Source organism: Pseudomonas sp. PDM26, assembly GCF_019219185.1.
Taxonomy (GTDB): Bacteria; Pseudomonadota; Gammaproteobacteria; order Pseudomonadales; family Pseudomonadaceae; genus Aquipseudomonas.
In genome coordinates, this window is sequence record NZ_JAHUWC010000001.1 from 22,177 (window position 1) to 34,409 (window position 12,233).

The 12,233-nt window shown below is 62.2% G+C and carries 10 protein-coding genes and 1 tRNA gene; 2 read left to right on the forward strand and 9 right to left on the reverse strand.

Going from position 1 to position 12,233, the window contains the following annotated elements:
* Nucleotides 1-109: 109 nt before the first annotated feature.
* The gene (gene ggt / locus KW849_RS00120; RefSeq protein ID WP_218426616.1) at nt 110-1,942 is read right to left on the reverse strand and encodes a gamma-glutamyltransferase; all 1,833 of its coding nucleotides are present in this window, start codon (nt 1,940-1,942) and stop codon (nt 110-112) included.
* Between the two features lie 168 nt (nt 1,943-2,110).
* Here ggt and KW849_RS00125 point away from each other — a divergent pair, with 168 nt between their 5' ends.
* Nucleotides 2,111-3,220, forward strand: coding sequence for a M14 family metallopeptidase (locus KW849_RS00125; protein ID WP_218426619.1), 1,110 nt, complete (start codon nt 2,111-2,113; stop codon nt 3,218-3,220).
* A 99-nt stretch (nt 3,221-3,319) separates the two neighbouring features.
* Here KW849_RS00125 and KW849_RS00130 read toward each other — a convergent pair.
* The 7 genes from KW849_RS00130 to KW849_RS00160 all read right to left on the reverse strand — a co-directional run bounded on the left by KW849_RS00130 (nt 3,320) and on the right by KW849_RS00160 (nt 9,162).
* A tRNA-Met gene (locus KW849_RS00130) sits at nt 3,320-3,396 on the reverse strand.
* 90 nt (nt 3,397-3,486) lie between these two features.
* Complete coding sequence (locus KW849_RS00135) at nt 3,487-4,938, reverse strand: amidase (RefSeq protein WP_218426621.1); 1,452 nt, start codon at nt 4,936-4,938, stop codon at nt 3,487-3,489.
* A 60-nt stretch (nt 4,939-4,998) separates the two neighbouring features.
* Nucleotides 4,999-6,045 (reverse strand): extracellular solute-binding protein, encoded by a 1,047-nt coding sequence (locus KW849_RS00140; RefSeq protein ID WP_218426623.1) that lies wholly within the window; start codon nt 6,043-6,045, stop codon nt 4,999-5,001.
* A 27-nt stretch (nt 6,046-6,072) separates the two neighbouring features.
* Complete coding sequence (locus KW849_RS00145) at nt 6,073-6,879, reverse strand: ABC transporter permease (RefSeq protein ID WP_256357015.1); 807 nt, start codon at nt 6,877-6,879, stop codon at nt 6,073-6,075.
* Nucleotides 6,879-7,799, reverse strand: a complete 921-nt coding sequence (locus KW849_RS00150; protein WP_218426627.1) for an ABC transporter permease — start codon at nt 7,797-7,799, stop codon at nt 6,879-6,881. Before KW849_RS00150 ends, KW849_RS00145 begins: the two co-directional genes overlap by 1 nt.
* A 15-nt stretch (nt 7,800-7,814) precedes the next feature.
* Nucleotides 7,815-8,933: an ABC transporter ATP-binding protein gene (locus tag KW849_RS00155; protein WP_218426629.1), complete on the reverse strand. Its 1,119-nt coding sequence runs from the start codon at nt 8,931-8,933 to the stop codon at nt 7,815-7,817.
* Complete coding sequence (locus tag KW849_RS00160) at nt 8,878-9,162, reverse strand: hypothetical protein (RefSeq protein WP_218426631.1); 285 nt, start codon at nt 9,160-9,162, stop codon at nt 8,878-8,880. Before KW849_RS00160 ends, KW849_RS00155 begins: the two co-directional genes overlap by 56 nt.
* Here KW849_RS00160 and KW849_RS00165 point away from each other — a divergent pair.
* Nucleotides 9,161-10,066: a LysR substrate-binding domain-containing protein gene (locus KW849_RS00165; protein ID WP_218426633.1), complete on the forward strand. Its 906-nt coding sequence runs from the start codon at nt 9,161-9,163 to the stop codon at nt 10,064-10,066. The genes KW849_RS00160 and KW849_RS00165 overlap by 2 nt on opposite strands.
* Nucleotides 10,067-10,081: 15 nt before the next feature.
* Here the strand turns inward: KW849_RS00165 and KW849_RS00170 are convergent, their stop codons facing one another.
* Nucleotides 10,082-12,181 (reverse strand): methyl-accepting chemotaxis protein, encoded by a 2,100-nt coding sequence (locus tag KW849_RS00170; protein WP_371319105.1) that lies wholly within the window; start codon nt 12,179-12,181, stop codon nt 10,082-10,084.
* Nucleotides 12,182-12,233 lie beyond the last annotated feature (52 nt).

A 12,233-nucleotide genomic window follows, 5' to 3' on the forward strand; every position in this document is an offset into this window, starting at 1 on the left:
CGCAATGGATTGCGGGTAGGAAAAAGCAGCGGGAGAGAGGCGACCTGGACTCTTTACCAATAAAAAGGACCTACTCACCGGTAAGCCCTTTCTCATCCCCGTGTACGACTCAATCCCCCAGCGCTTGCCCCTCACGCCGCGGATCGGCCCCGCCTGTCAGCGACGCTTTGCCTTGGGCGTCCTTGACCCGAACGATCGCCTGGGTCCCGCTGGTCATGTCGATTTCACTCACCGTGTGCCCTTTGTCTTTCAACGCTTGAATCAGCGCGGGACTGAACTGCCCCTGTTCCAGTTCGGTCGGCCCGTTACGGCTGCCGAAGTTGGGCAGGTTGATGGCGGCCTGGGCATCGAGGCTCCAGTCGAGCAGGCCGATGGTGGATTTGGCCACGTATTCGATGATTTGCGAGCCGCCGGGGGAACCGATGGTGGCGAGGAATTCGCCGCTCTGGCGGTCGAAGATCAGGGTCGGAGCCATGGAGGAGCGCGGACGTTTGCCGGGCTCGACGCGGTTGGCGACTTTTTGCCCGTTTTCCTCGGGGATGAACGAGAAGTCGGTCATCTCGTTGTTGAGCATGAAACCCTGGACCATGATGTGCGAGCCGAACGCGGACTCGATGGTGGTGGTCATCGACACGGCGCCGCCTGCGTCATCGACGGCCACCACTTGCGAGGTGGAAATCCGCAGGGGCGAACGGTCCGGCGCATAGGCCACCCGGATGCCCGGCGGAGTGCCGGGTTTGGCTGTGCCCATGCTGCGTTCGCCAATCAGGGCGGCGCGGCTGGCGAGGTAGGCCGGGTCGACGAGGCCCTTGACCGGCACGGGTACGAAGTCTGTGTCGGCGACGTACTGAGCGCGGTCGGCGTAGGCCAGGCGTTCGGCTTCCGAGATCAGGTGCACCGCTTGCGGGTCGGGTTCGATGCCGGCGGGGGCCGTGGTCTTGACCGGCTTCAGCGGTGCCAGCGCCAGACGTTTATCGCGAGTCTCCAGGGCTTGCAGCGTGCCGAGGATCTGCGCCACGGCGATCCCGCCTGACGACGGCGGCGGCATGCCGCAGACTTGCCAGCGCTTGTAGTCGGTGCACAGCGGCGCGCGTTCCTTGGCCTGGTAGTTGGCCAGATCAGTCAGGGACAGGCTGCCGGGGTTGGCGTGCCCCTGTACCTTGGCCGCGATTTCCTCGGCGACCGGGCCTTTGTACAGGGCATCCGGGCCTTCATGGGCGATACGTTTGAACACGGCGGCCAGGGCCGGGTTCTTCAAGTTTGTGCCGACGGCTTTCGGGCTGCCATCGGCATTGCGCAAGTAAGCCATCATTTCCGGCGAGCGTGGCATGGACGAATCCGCGGCGATCAACTGATGCAGGCGTGGCGAAATGGCGAAGCCTTGCTCGGCGAGCCGGATGGCCGGTTCAAACAGCTGCGCCCAGGGCAGGCGTCCGTGTTTCTGATGGGCCAGTTCCAGGGCGCGCAATACGCCGGGTGTGCCCACTGAGCGACCGCCAATCTGCGCCTGGGTGAACCCCATCGGTTGCCCATTGGCTTGCAGGAAAAGTTTCTCGGTGGCGCCGGCCGGGGCGGTTTCACGTCCGTCGTAGGTGCGCACGGCCTTGCCATCCCAGAGCACGATCAATGCGCCGCCACCGATGCCCGAAGACTGTGGCTCGACCAGCGTCAACACCGCTTGCATCGCAATCGCCGCGTCGATGGCCGAGCCGCCCCGGCGCAGCATGTCTCGCCCGGCTTCGGCCGCCAGCGGGTTGGCCGCCGCGGCCATGTATTTCTCGGCGTGTTGAGTTTTCAGGTCGGTGCGGAAACCGGAGGCGCTTTCCGGTGCGAGCGGCAGGGTCGGGACTGAAGCGTTGTTGCACGCGGTCAGGGTCAAGGCACTGGCGAGCAGAACCAGAGCTGGCAGGCGATAGCGGCGCAAAGGGAAGGTTGAGAACACGTGTGGGGTACTCCGTCCGTTGGATCTACGATCGGTGGACTTTATCGGCCGACCGGGAGGGACGCAAACCCGGTCCCACGGCACCGGCGTTTTTGTCCTTCATCAATGGCGGGGTTTTCTGTAGGGTCGTTGCCAACAGGCAGGCCAGAAAATCAACAAGAGGCAGACATGCAGACCGAGTTTCCAACCCAGCCAAGTTATCGCTCTCAGCGCGACCAGTTTCTGGTCGCAGCGACCAACGCCGGCGCAACGTTGACCGAGTATCCACACCCGCTCAAAGGGCCGTTTGGTGAGCCCCTGAGCACGGATGTGGCGGTATTGGGTGATCCGGCCGCCAAGCACCTGCTGATCGCGCTGAGCGGCACCCACGGGGTCGAAGGCTTCTATGGCTCGGGCTGCCAGATCAAATGGCTGCAGGAGTTGGGCAAGCGTTCCCTGCCAGCGGATGTCGCCGTGGTCATGATCCATGCCATCAACCCTTGGGGCATGGCGTGGTTGCGCCGGGTGAACGAAGACAACATCGACCTGAACCGCAATCACCTGGATTTCCAGCGACCGCTGCCAGACAACCAGGCCTACAGCGCCCTGCATGAAATCTATGCCTGCCCGCAGTTGCGCGGTCCGGATCGTGAGCGTGCCGATGCCTTGCTCGACGAGCAGATTCGCCTGCACGGCTGGCCGGCAGTCATGTCGATTGTCGAAGGCGGTCAGCATGCTCATCCCGACGGCCTGTTTTTCGGCGGGCTGGCGCCGAGCTGGTCGAACCGCACGCTGCACAATATCGTGCAAAAGCACGTGGCCCATGCCGAGGTCGCCATGTGTTTCGACTTGCACACGGGCGCTGGCGAGTACGGTCATCCGATGTTGTTGACCATCACCGAGTCCGCCTATCCGGCGCTGGCGGATGCACAGGCGATTTATGGTCCGTGGCTCTACAGCCTGCAAACCGGCGCCGACACCCTGAGCGAAACCGGCGTGGCCGCAACGGCCACCGGCTACACCTCGCAGGCGCTGGTCAATGCGCTGCCGCAGGTGCGGCTGATGCCGTTTGTCATTGAATGCGGGACTTATCCGGGGCCGGAGGTTCACCGGCATCTGCGCGATGACCACTGGTTGCATCTGTACGGTAACCCGAATGACGCAACAGGGCGCGAGATCAAGCTGAATCTGCTCGAGCAGTTCTATCCCGCCGACAGCGATTGGCAGGCGATGGTCTGGCTGCGCACGTGGCAGATCTGGGAGCGGGCGTTGTCGGCATTGCCGACGGTTCGCGTCTGATCGAGACGCGCAGGCGGTGCAGGATTTCCCTGTCACCGCAGCGCATTTTTTCGAGGCATAAAAAAACGGCTTACCTTGCGGTAAGCCGTTTTTAGTACTTGGTGGCTACACAGGGACTTGAACCCCGGACCCCAGCATTATGAATGCTATGCTCTAACCAACTGAGCTATGTAGCCAAGTGGCGCGCATTATTCACCGGTAACGGGGATGCGTCAAGCATAAATCTAAAATATTTCTCTGCGCTTTCAACCGTTTATCAAAATCTCTCACCTGAGCAGTGGCGAAGGGCAGCGCTGGAACCAGCGGCTGGCCTGTTCATAAGCGTGCGCCAATTGCAGCACGGCGAAGTCGGCCTGGTGTTTGCCGATGATTTGCAGGCCCATGGGCAGGCCGCTGGCGTTGAAGCCGACCTGCACGTTAGCCACCGGGCAGCCTGACAAGGTGCCGGGAATCACCACCTCCATCCAGCGGTGATAGGTGTCCATGGTCACGCCTTCGATGGAGGCGGGCCACGTTTGGGTTTTATCGAACGGGAACACCTGAGCGCTGGGCAGCAGCAGGTAGTCGTATTTTTCGAATAGCCTGGAGATCGCGCGATACCAGTCGCTGCGCGTCACCGAGGCGGCAAACACCTCGGTGGCCGAGAGTTTCAGGCCGTTCTCCACTTCCCAGCAGGCTTCCGGTTTTAACAGCGCGCGTTTTTGCGGGTCGGCATAGGTCGCGCCCAACGAGCCGGCGACCATCCAGTGGCGCAACGTCCGCCAACTGCTCCACAGCTTCTCTGGCGCGAATTCGGACTGTACGGGTTCGACATGGCAACCCAGGCTTTCGAAATCGCCGAAGGCCTTTTCGCACAATGAGAGGATGCCTTTTTCCATCGGCAGATAGCCGTTGAAGTCGCCGAGCCAGCCGAGACGAGTGCCTTTGAAGTCCCGATCCAGCGGTGCCGCAAAGGCGCTGCCCGATTCGGCGATCGATAGTGGCGCCCGCGCATCGGCCCCGGCCTGCACCGACAACAGCAACGCGGCATCGCGCACGCTGCGAGCCATGGGGCCTTCATAGCCGAGTTGGTCGATAAACAGATCAGCGCTGTCATCGAAGGGCACGCGGCCCTGGGACGGACGGAAACCGAAGATGTTGTTGAAGGCCGCCGGGTTGCGCAACGAGCCCATCATGTCGCTGCCGTCGGCCACCGGTACCAGGTGCATGGCCAGCGCCGCCGCCGCGCCACCGCTGCTACCGCCTGCGGTCTTGCTCGGGTCGTAGGCGCAACCGGTCGCGCCGAACAGCGGGTTATAGCTTTGCGAGCCGAGGCCGAATTCCGGGGTGTTGCTCTTGCCGATGATGATCGCGCCGGCGGCCCTGATCCGCTCGACCATGATGCCGTCGCGCTCGGGGATGAAGTCCTTGTACAGCGGCGAGCCCAACGTGGTGCGGATGCCGCGGGTCAGGGACAGGTCCTTGATGGCATGGGGCAAGCCATGCATCCAGCCACGGTATTGACCACGGGCCAGCTCGGCGTCGCGGATATCGGCCTGGGCCAGCAGGTCTTCTGGTGTTTGCAGGCTCACCAGCGCATTGACCCGCGGGTTGAAGCGTTCGATATGGGCAAGATAAGTCTGCATCACTTCCCGGCAGGAAACCTGGCGCAGGCGGATGCGTTCGGCGAGCTCGTGGGCCTGCAACAGGACCAGTTCGCTGATGTTATTCGAGTTCATTGCAAGCGGCCTTTCAGACGGCTGGAAAAACGCCCCGCCATCGCGTCGGGGCGGTAGCGATCAACGCATCAGGTTGGTCCAGAGACGGTCGGCCAGACGGATCGCGCCTTCGCCGCAGGTCTTGCTGAACACCACATTGGTGCCTTCGGGAATGTGCAGTTCCGGCGCGTCCTTGAGGCTCGCATCGAGGAACGGTTCCACCCCCTTGATCGGGCTCTGGTGCTTGAGGAAGTTCTGGGTCATCGCCGCGTTTTCTGGCTGGCTGAGGAACGCGATGAAGGCCTTGGCGTTCGCCGGGTTCTTGCTGCCGGTCGGAATGACCATGTTGTCGACCCAGGCCAGTACGCCTTCTTTCGGGTACAGGTATTTCAGGCTCGGTTTCATCTCCCGGGCGCGCATCGACGAACCGCCCCAGAAGGTCGACATGTCGATTTCACCCGAGGCGAGGTTTTCGCGAATCGAGCCAGCCTTGGAACTGTAGGTTTTGACGAACGGTTTCTGCGCCTTGAGCAGGGTCAGGATCTGCTGCATCTGCTTCGGATCTTCACTGCACAGCGGAATGTTCAGGTACAGGCTGGCCATGTCCACCACGTCGCTGACCGAGTCGAACATGTTGATTCGCCCTTGCAACTCGGCCGGCGGCTCGTAAAGCACCTTGAGGCTGTCGGCAGGGCCCTTGTAGCGCTCGGTGTTGAGCACCGCGCTGGTGGTGCCCCAGATGAACGGCACGGAGTAGGCGCCTTCCGGGTCCCAGGTGGGTTTTTTCAGGTTGTCGACGACGCTGGCGTAGTAGGGTTCGTTGACCGGGTCGAAACGTTCCAGCAGTTTTTCCTTGATCAGGATCGGCACGAACTGGTGCGACGGGATTGCCACGTCGTAACCGGCACCGCCCTGTTTCAATTTGGCCAGCAGGGTTTCGTTGGAGTCGTAGGAATCGACCGTGACTTCGATGCCGGTCTGTTTCTGGAATTTGGCGAGAATCTCCGGCGAGAAGTAGCCGCTCCAGCTCACCACGTTGAGTTTTTCCGCGGCCTGAACGCTGCCGACCAGGGGTAGCGGTAAAGTCAGGAACAACGAAGTGCCGATGCTTTTAATCCACTTGCTCATGCTATTTCCCCACAGTACGTAGAAGGTTCAGGATTTCTTTTTGCCCAGCAGATAGGAAAGGGTCACGAACAGTACCGAGACGCCCAGGATCAGGGTCGAGACTGCGTTGACGTCCGGTGTCACACCCATGCGCAACAGGCCGAAAATGAAAATCGGCAAGGTCGTGGTGCCGGCCTGGGAGACCATCATCGAGATCACGAAGTTATCCAGCGACACGATGAAGGCCAGCATCAGCCCGGAGAAAATCCCCGGCATCAACAGCGGCAGGGTGACCTTGCGGAAAGTCCGCCACGGGCTGGCATACAGGTCGGCCGAGGCTTGTTCCAGGGACAGGTCCATGTCGTTCAGGCGTGCCCGTATCGGCAGAAAGGCGAACGGGATACAGAACACCGTGTGCGCGATGATCAGGTTGCCGTAGCCCAGGGACAGACCAATGGTGGAGAACAGCGCCAGGGTGGCGACACCGACCACGATTTCCGGCAGCACCAGGGGCAACATGATCGCGCCCATGGACAGTTGCAGGCCCTTGAACTTCGCACCCCGTGACGTGCCGAGGGCGGCGAGGGTGGCGATGGCCGTGGCGATCATGCTGGCGCAGACTGCGATCAACAGGCTGTTGCCGGCCGCCTGGCGCAGGGCCTGGTTGGCGAAGGCCGCGCGATACCAGTCGAGGCTGAAGCCGGTCCATACCGTGGCCGACTGGTTGGCATTGAACGAGAACGCCACCAGCACCACGATCGGCGCGTAGAGGTACAGGTAGAACAGGAAACTGAAGCCGCCGAAGCCGGGAAAGTCCTGCACGCCCAGCGTGTTGCGTTTGAACAGGCCGATCATCACGCACCTCCTTTGGCGATGCGCTGGCGCTCGGCACGCAAGGCATAGACTGTCAGTACCAACATCACCGCCGCCATCAACACCAGCGACAGCGCCGCACCGAACGGCCAGTTCCGCGCATCGCTGAACTGGCGAAAGATCAGGTTGCCGAGCATCATTCGCGTGCCGCCGCCAAGCAATTCCGGGGCGATCATCGCGCCCAGGCAAGGCACGAAAGTGAGGATGGCGCCGGCGAGAATCCCCGGTTTGGCGATCGGCAATACCACCTTGCGCAAGGTTCGAACGCGTCCGGCGTAGAGGTCCTGAGCGGCTTCGAGCAGACGGATGTCCATTTTTTCCAGGGTGGCGTAGATCGGCAGCACGACGAAGGGCGCGTAGGTGTAGACCAGGCCCAGCAGCACTGCGCCGTCGGTGTAGAGCAGTTGCAGCGGCTGATCGATGACTCCCAGGCCCATCAGGCTGTTGTTGATCACTCCGGTGTTTCGCAGCAGCAGAATCCATGCATAGGTGCGGATCAGCAGGTTGGCCCAGAACGGCACGGTGATCAGGAAGATCAGCAAACCACGGCGGTGCGCCGGTTGCATGGCCAGCCACACGGCCACCGGAAAGCCGATCAACAGGGTGATGAGCGTGGTCAGCCCGGCGATGCCGATGGAGCGCAGGGCGATGATCAGGTAGGCGTCGGCGAAGGCCAGGCTGTCGTCCAGTTGCCGCTCGAACAGCAGCGAGGTGTAGGCGTCGCTGCTGAATACCTTGTTCACCCCGCCGTAGGGGTTGGCCTCCATCAGCGAATAGCCGATGACGATCAGGATCGGCACGATCAGAAACAGGCCGATGGCGATCAGCGCCGGGCTGACCCCGAGAAAGCTCTGGAAGGCCCGCCGACGTTCCAGCGTGTTGGCAATCGGTAGTGCGTGCATGGCAATTCCTCGTGCTCAATCGTGCAGGACGCTGGCGCTGCCCTGGTCGAACAACAGACCGGCCTGGCTTCCTGCTGCGAAGCGCTTGCTCTGGTCGACGCAGTTGGGGGTGCGCACGGTGAGGCGCGAACCGTCGCTCAGGCTGACCTGGTATTGCAGGTCGGTGCCGAGGTAGATCTGCGCTTCGATTCGGCATGGCAAGGCACATTCGGTATTGCCCGGTACCAGGTGCAAACGCTCGGGTCGCACGGACAACGCGACGCTGGCACCGACCCGCACATCGCTGCACGGCTGTGCAGGCAGCGGATGACCGGCCGGGCCGGCGAACCAGGCCAGACCGTCTTCGACACGGGTGACCGTGCCTTCGATGAAGTTGGTCTCACCGATGAAGTCCGCGACAAAGCGATTGCGCGGACGTTCGTAGATGTCCTCCGGGCGGCCGACCTGCTGCACCTCGCCTTCGGACAACACGGCAATGCGGTCGGACATGGTCAGGGCTTCTTCCTGGTCATGGGTGACGAAGATGAAGGTGATGCCGGTACGGGCCTGAATGGTTTTCAACTCTTCGCGCATTGCCTGGCGCAGCTTGAGGTCGAGGGCCGAGAGCGGTTCGTCGAGCAGCAACACTTTCGGGTGTGGCGCCAGTGCGCGAGCGAGGGCGACGCGCTGTTGCTGGCCGCCGGACAGTTGCGCCGGCTTGCGGTTGGCAAAGCGTTCCATCTGCACCAGGGCGAGCATCTCGCGCACCCGTTCGGCCATTTGCGTTTTGTTCAGGACTTTGCCCATCGGGTGGGACTCAAGACCGAAGGCCAGGTTCTCGGCGATGGTCATGTGTGGGAACAACGCGTAATGCTGGAACACCGTGTTGACCGGGCGCTGGAAGGGCGGGCGGTCGGCGATGTTTTCGCCGTAGAGCAGAATCTCGCCTTCGGTAGGGAATTCGAACCCGGCGATCATCCGCAGGAGCGTGGTTTTGCCGCAGCCCGAAGGGCCGAGAAGGGTGAAGAATTCGTTGTCGCGAATGTCCAGGTCGATGCTTTTCAGCGCCACCGGGCCAGTCTTTGGATCACCGTAGACTTTACGCACTGAGCGGATGGACACCGCCAGCGTTTGCAGCGAATGCAGGGCATTCATGCGTTACCTCCGATTCCCCCATCGCCTGCGCACGTGCTGAAAGCAGCTGTGCCGTCGGGCCATGGATATTATTTTTCTGGGCAGGATCGAGATTGCGTTCGGGTGTTGTAACCAGCTGTTTTTTGTTCTGCTGTGGATCGATTATCAGCGAGGGGTTGCGGGGGCGAAACTTCAATTTTAACATAGGGGCTGTTAAAAAATTTAACAGCAAAAGGCGCCCGGAAACCATGCCTGACCACCGTTTACCGCCACTCAACGCGGTGCGTGCCTTTGATGCCGCCGCTCGGTTGGGCAGCTATGTCGAAGCCTCCAAGGCCCTGCACGTGACCCAGCCGGCCATCGGTCGCCATGTGAAATTGCTGGAAAACTGGCTGGGCATCCAACTGTTCGAGCGCACCTCTCGCGGAGTCAACCTGACGACGGCGGGGGAGAAGTACCACCGCAAGATCACCGCTGCCTTGCAACTGATCATCGAAGCCGGAAAAGAGGCGCAGCCAAAACACGCCGAACGCTGGCTGCGCATCATGGTGGTGCCGGGGTTTGCCAAGCGCTGGCTGATGCCGCGCATCGAGGCCATGCGTCACCTGCGCCCGGGCTTGAAGTTCGCCATCGAACCCAATTCGACCTTCACCGAAGTGGATGGCAAAAGCGCTGACCTGGGCATCGTCTACGGGTTGGACGGTCAATATGCGCACTCGCGCACCAGCCTGATTTGTCCTCGGGTGTTTCCGATCTGTTCCCCCGATTATCTGGCCAGCGTCGAGCCCATCGACAGCCCCGCGGACCTGGTAAAACACAACCTGATCCACGTCGATGACGGCGAGTGGTGGAACCTGTGGTTCGCCGCCAACGACCTCGACATCCACCTCAACTCGGACATGCTCTACGTCAACAACGACCACGCCTTGTCGGTAGCCGAGAGCGGGCAGGGCATCGCGCTGGCGAACGAAGTGCTGGTGCGCGAAGAACTCCGTAGCGGCAAGCTGGTGCGGGTGGTGGACGCGCAAGTGAAGCTGGAAAGTTATCGGGTGCTGACGCCGTCCGCCGAGCTCTCGGCGGACGAGGCGTGGTTTATCGACTGGCTCAAGAGCGAACTGGAGCAGGACTTCCCGGAGGCGGTGATCCACGCCTGAGAAGCCCTGTCGGATTCAACTCAAACGGAAGCGCCCGGTATTGTCACTGAGGGCCTTGCTGCCGTGACTCAAGGTGTCCGCTGCCTGGTTCACCGCGCGGGCCCCTTCGAGCAAGCGCACCGCCGCTTGATCGACCTGCTGGATATTGCCGCTGACCTCGTCGGCGGTACTGGCCTGTTCTTCCACCGCCGTGGCGATTTGCGCCAGGGTATCGGTGACGCTCTGCACGGCACTGGCGATTTCCCCGAGCCGTTCACCGAGGCCAGTGACCGCTTGTGCATCGGACTCTGCCTGACTGCACGCGGCTTGCATCAGGTTGACCGCCTCATTCACGGTGTTGCGCAGGCTGTCGACCGTGCCGGCAATCTGTGCGGTTGACGATTGGGTGCGTTGGGACAGGCTGCGCACTTCATCGGCCACCACCGCGAAGCCGCGCCCTTGCTCGCCCGCCCGAGCCGCCTCGATGGCGGCATTGAGTGCCAACAGGTTGGTCTGCTCGGCGACGCCGCGAATGGTGTCGACCACCAGTTGAATCTGCTGTCCCTGCTCGCTGACCCGGCCCAGTGCAGCAGCGGTCTCGTTCAGGCGTTGATTGAGTTGCTGGATGCTCGCGGTGGTGCGCTGGCTGTCACGGCTGCTGTCGGCGGCAATGCGATGGGTGTGTTGGGCGCTGCCGGACGCCTGTTCGCAACTGTGGGCCACCCCTTGGGAGGTGGCGGCCAATTGCGTCGCCGCTGCGGCAATCTGGCTGATCTGCAACTGCTGGGCTTCGACTTCGCCCAGGGCGTCGCTTGAATGATGGTTGAGGGTTTGCACCGCGTGGCTCAGTTGCAGGGTTTCGTGATCCACCCCTTGCAGGCTGGTGCGCAGTTGCACCACGGCGACGTTCAGCGCGGTACTGATGACTGCCAGCTCGTCCCGGCCCTGAACCGGCACTTGCAGACTCAGATTGCCATCGCGCAAGGCCTCGGCCAGTACCGTGATGCCGCTGGCGCTGCGGCGGATCGAGGCCTGCAAGCAGATGAACAGATACAGCGCCGCCAATAGCAGGCAGCCCAACACGGCGGCCACCACAATGAACTGGCGGATCGCCGAGCCGTGGTAGTAATCCAGGCGTTGATCCAGCGACACCAGCGACTGTTGGCGCAACGAGGCGAGGTCGGAGAGCAGGGCATCGAGACTGCGTTCAAAGTCCTCCGGCTTGAGGTTGATGCTGCCGCCGAACACGCCGTCATCCAGCACCTTCAGGCCTGCATCGAGGCGTTTGAGGCTGGCATGGTATTGCCCGGCCCAGGTTTGCAGGGCGCTGGGCAAGCGCGCTTCGAGCAGGCCAGCGGTTTTCACCAGCTGCTCTCGCGCATCGCCGATGCGGCTGCGCAGGTCGCGCAGTTGCAGGCGGCTTTGCAAGGTGAACTGTCCGGACACCACTGACGCCTGACCCACCGCCGCGAGCCGACCGACCCGTTCGATCAGGTCTGGCGCATGTTGGGTGGAGATCTGCGTCAGCAAGTAGGTTTCCAGCCACGGTGCCAGCGTCAGGCGATTGTCCATGGCGATCTGTTCGCGCAAGGCTTGCAGGGCGCTCAAGGCATTGGTGAAACGATCATAGCCATCCGGCCACCAGCCGACATTGCTCAGGCTTTTTGAGTCGAGGCCATCGAGGGCAGTTTGCAGGGCCTGGTAACGCGACAGGGTTTCACTCTCGGCGCTTTCTTTCTGCAGGGCATTGCCCAACTCGGCGGTGGCCTGGCTGACGGCAGGTTGAACCGCATCGAAGGCGGCCATCGCGGCGAGGGTGGCCGGCGTTGGCTGGCGATTGGTTTCCGTGGCGCGCCACCGGGCGGCGCGATCACGCTGGGCGGCGAGCAGGTCATCCAGCGCATCGAGCGCAAGCAGTTGCCGTACCCCGGCGCGTTCGCCGGAGATCAGGCTGAGTTTGTCGCGATAGTCCTGGCCGATCATCCACAGGCTGCCGGCCAGCGGCAGGATGAACAGCAGAAACAACAGCTGGAATTTGCGTGCGAAGCCGAAGCGCCCCAGCAGCCCGATCCCCGGTGATAAAAAAGCCTGCATGCCCCATGACTCCTCTGGACACCACGCCCCATTGGCGTGCATCGGAGGTTGTCGCACCTCCGACTCGTGCCCTCTAAAAAGGCCTCGAAAGTTC

What these genes read in the sequence shown, in the direction of transcription:
- KW849_RS00165 (WP_218426633.1), top strand. Translation starts at nt 9,161, where the DNA reads ATGCCTGACCACCGTTTACCGCCACTCAACGCGGTGCGTGCCTTTGAT.
- KW849_RS00145 (WP_256357015.1), bottom strand. Translation starts at nt 6,879, where the DNA reads ATGATCGGCCTGTTCAAACGCAACACGCTGGGCGTGCAGGACTTTCCC.
- KW849_RS00150 (WP_218426627.1), bottom strand. Translation starts at nt 7,799, where the DNA reads ATGCACGCACTACCGATTGCCAACACGCTGGAACGTCGGCGGGCCTTC.
- KW849_RS00170 (WP_371319105.1), bottom strand. Translation starts at nt 12,181, where the DNA reads ATGCACGCCAATGGGGCGTGGTGTCCAGAGGAGTCATGGGGCATGCAG.
- KW849_RS00140 (WP_218426623.1), bottom strand. Translation starts at nt 6,045, where the DNA reads ATGAGCAAGTGGATTAAAAGCATCGGCACTTCGTTGTTCCTGACTTTA.
- KW849_RS00160 (WP_218426631.1), bottom strand. Translation starts at nt 9,162, where the DNA reads ATGGTTTCCGGGCGCCTTTTGCTGTTAAATTTTTTAACAGCCCCTATG.
- KW849_RS00135 (WP_218426621.1), bottom strand. Translation starts at nt 4,938, where the DNA reads ATGAACTCGAATAACATCAGCGAACTGGTCCTGTTGCAGGCCCACGAG.
- KW849_RS00125 (WP_218426619.1), top strand. Translation starts at nt 2,111, where the DNA reads ATGCAGACCGAGTTTCCAACCCAGCCAAGTTATCGCTCTCAGCGCGAC.
- KW849_RS00155 (WP_218426629.1), bottom strand. Translation starts at nt 8,933, where the DNA reads ATGAATGCCCTGCATTCGCTGCAAACGCTGGCGGTGTCCATCCGCTCA.